General features: G+C 35.6%; 3 protein-coding genes and 1 tRNA gene. 3 read left to right on the forward strand and 1 reads right to left on the reverse strand.

Annotated features, from left to right (window positions below; genetic code table 11):
• Nucleotides 1-80 precede the first annotated feature (80 nt).
• Nucleotides 81-698 (reverse strand): GMP/IMP nucleotidase, encoded by a 618-nt coding sequence (yrfG, locus tag BM088_RS26780; RefSeq protein ID WP_091991982.1) that lies wholly within the window; start codon nt 696-698, stop codon nt 81-83.
• Nucleotides 699-844: 146 nt separating this feature from the next.
• Between yrfG and nudE the strand changes: the two genes are divergently transcribed.
• From nudE to BM088_RS26795, 3 genes are all read left to right on the forward strand, one after another.
• On the forward strand, nt 845-1,411 hold the full coding sequence (nudE, locus tag BM088_RS26785; protein ID WP_091991978.1) for an ADP compounds hydrolase NudE: 567 nt from the start codon (nt 845-847) through the stop codon (nt 1,409-1,411).
• 13 nt (nt 1,412-1,424) lie between these two features.
• Nucleotides 1,425-2,240 (forward strand): 3'(2'),5'-bisphosphate nucleotidase CysQ, encoded by an 816-nt coding sequence (gene cysQ, locus BM088_RS26790; protein ID WP_091991980.1) that lies wholly within the window; start codon nt 1,425-1,427, stop codon nt 2,238-2,240.
• 140 nt (nt 2,241-2,380) lie between these two features.
• Nucleotides 2,381-2,457: transfer RNA gene (locus tag BM088_RS26795), tRNA-Met, on the forward strand.
• Nucleotides 2,458-2,471: the final 14 nt, after the last annotated feature.

Below are 2,471 nucleotides of genomic sequence, written 5' to 3' on the forward strand. Positions count from 1 at the left end.
GCATGACAATCTCGTTTAGTTTGGTTTTGGCGAAGTGAATTATACGAGATTGTCACTTACGCACAAAATTCAAACAAAGATCAACAGCCCCTAATCTCATTGGTTACTTTTTTACTATCAGGATTTGCCACGGCTAATAAATGTTTTATGCCAAAAGTTTTAGCTGATTCTAAAATAATAAGACTATCGTCAATAAATAAGGTACGATTTTTATTGAACTCTAATCTTTCCTCAAGTTGTTTCCATAAAGACTGATGTTCTTTGCTAACACCAAATTCATGGGTTGAAATGATTTCATCTAAATAACTATCAATTTGTGTACGTTCAATTTTTAACGATAAACTATCTGGATGTGCGTTTGTTAGTAATATTAGTTTTTTACCTGAAGTCTTAAGGGCTTTTAAAAATAGGGGCACATCTTTACGTATTGCAATTAAATCTTGTATTTCCCGTTTTAGCTCGACAATAGGCAAAGAAAGCTCTTTCTGCCAATAATCTAAGCAGTACCATTGTATGTTGCCTGCAACAGCTTCGTAACGGGCTGCTAAATCAGCCTTTGCTTCTTCAAATGAAATATTATTTTTTTGCGCTAATTTTGCTGGTATAAGTTCTAGCCAGAAATGATTATCAAAATGCAAATCTAATAAAGTACCATCCATATCGAGTAATACGGTATCAATTTGAGACCAATCTAACATAAGTATTTCATCAAAGTTTATATATTCAATCGTGACATCATAGCAAAAGTTAACTTGAACGTATTTATAAATAGGCTGAGGAGCTAGGTTTTTAACAATAAAAGAATTATGATTCACATATTCTTCATTCTATTCAAAGTGATGTTATGGCACAGAAAAAGGAGCATCAGTTGCCGGATATTTTAGCAACTGGCATTGTCGCGAAAAGTGGGTTATTTACTGTAGAATCGTTAGATTTAAAATTTTCAAACGGTGAGTTACGTAAATATGAGCGGATTAAAGGTGGTGGAAGAGGTGCTGTCATGATAGTCCCCCTAATTGATGATGATACGCTATTATTAGTAAGAGAGTATTGTGCTGGCACTCATGATTATCAATTGGGCTTTCCAAAAGGGCTTATTGATCCAGGCGAAGATGCTATGCAAGCTGCTAATCGTGAATTAAAAGAAGAAGCTGGCTTTGGTGCCAAAAGTTTAACTGAATTAAAAAAAGTTACTATGGCTCCAAGTTATTTTAATGCAAAAATGCACATAATATTCGCAGAGCAATTATTTACAGAATCATTATTAGGTGATGAACCTGAGCCTTTAGAAGTTGTGCGTTGGCCAATTAGTCAATGGCAAACTTTATTAACACAAGCAGACTTTACTGAAGCCAGAAGTGTGGCTGCATTACTTTTAGCCAAGGAACACTTAATAAGTAGAGCAAATTAAACAGGATCTAAATATGCAATCATTTCTCGAACCCTGTATTAAAATTGCGCAAGAAGCTGGGCAAGTGATCATGGAAATTTATGATCAAGAGGACATAGGTGAGCAGCAAAAAAGTGATGATACTCCTGTCACAAGAGCGGATATAGCTGCTAATAAAGTATTGATTGAAGGCCTAATGAAATTAACGCCAAACATTCCAATCATGTCAGAGGAAAGTCGTATTCCACCTTTGAATGAAAGACAAAATTGGACACGATATTGGCTACTTGATCCTATGGATGGAACAGGTGAGTTTATTTTAAAAAGTGGTGATTTTGCGGTAAATATAGCTCTCATTGAAAATAATAAACCTATTTTGGGCATTATTCATTGGCCTGTAAATAATACAACTTATTTTGCCTGCGCAAGTTTTGGATCGTTTAAGCGTGAACATAATAATCCTTGTAATAAAGATCAAAAACTGCAGGTTATTAAACATGAGAAACTCACCCTAGCGGTAAGTCGCAGACAAAATATATCCGTTGTGAGTTGTTATTTAGATAGAGACTTTGACACTATTGCGGTAGGTTCGTGCTCTTTGAAAGCCTGTATTGTTGCTGAAGGTAAAGCTGATTGTTTTTTACGTATAGGTCCTACGGGTGAATGGGATACAGGAGCTTCACAAGTTATTGTTGAACAGGCAGGGGGGGAAATTAAGAGTGCTGAGTTTGAAGATATTTCCTATAATCAAAGAGAGATAACTGAAAATCCAGATTTTATAGTAATGGGGCACAATGACTGGCCATGGAAAGAAATGATAACACCACATCGCAGAACTGAATTTCTATAATGTCGTATGAATTACGTTCAATAAGAATGAAAAAAGAAATAAGTTAAAGCTTATTTAATTTATTGCTTGCATTAACTTAATAAAGCTATATGATGCAGCTCTTGTTAACAGAGGCTTAAGTCTTTATTAGCATAAACAGGCGCGGGATGGAGCAGCCTGGTAGCTCGTCGGGCTCATAACCCGAAGGTCGTCGGTTCAAATCCGGCTCCCGCAACCAATTTTATTTTAATA

It is taken from the genome of Pseudoalteromonas denitrificans DSM 6059 (assembly GCF_900112265.1).
Lineage (GTDB): Bacteria > Pseudomonadota > Gammaproteobacteria > Enterobacterales > Alteromonadaceae > Pseudoalteromonas > Pseudoalteromonas denitrificans.

What these genes read in the sequence shown, in the direction of transcription:
- yrfG (WP_091991982.1), bottom strand. Translation starts at nt 698, where the DNA reads ATGTTAGATTGGTCTCAAATTGATACCGTATTACTCGATATGGATGGT.
- nudE (WP_091991978.1), top strand. Translation starts at nt 845, where the DNA reads ATGGCACAGAAAAAGGAGCATCAGTTGCCGGATATTTTAGCAACTGGC.
- cysQ (WP_091991980.1), top strand. Translation starts at nt 1,425, where the DNA reads ATGCAATCATTTCTCGAACCCTGTATTAAAATTGCGCAAGAAGCTGGG.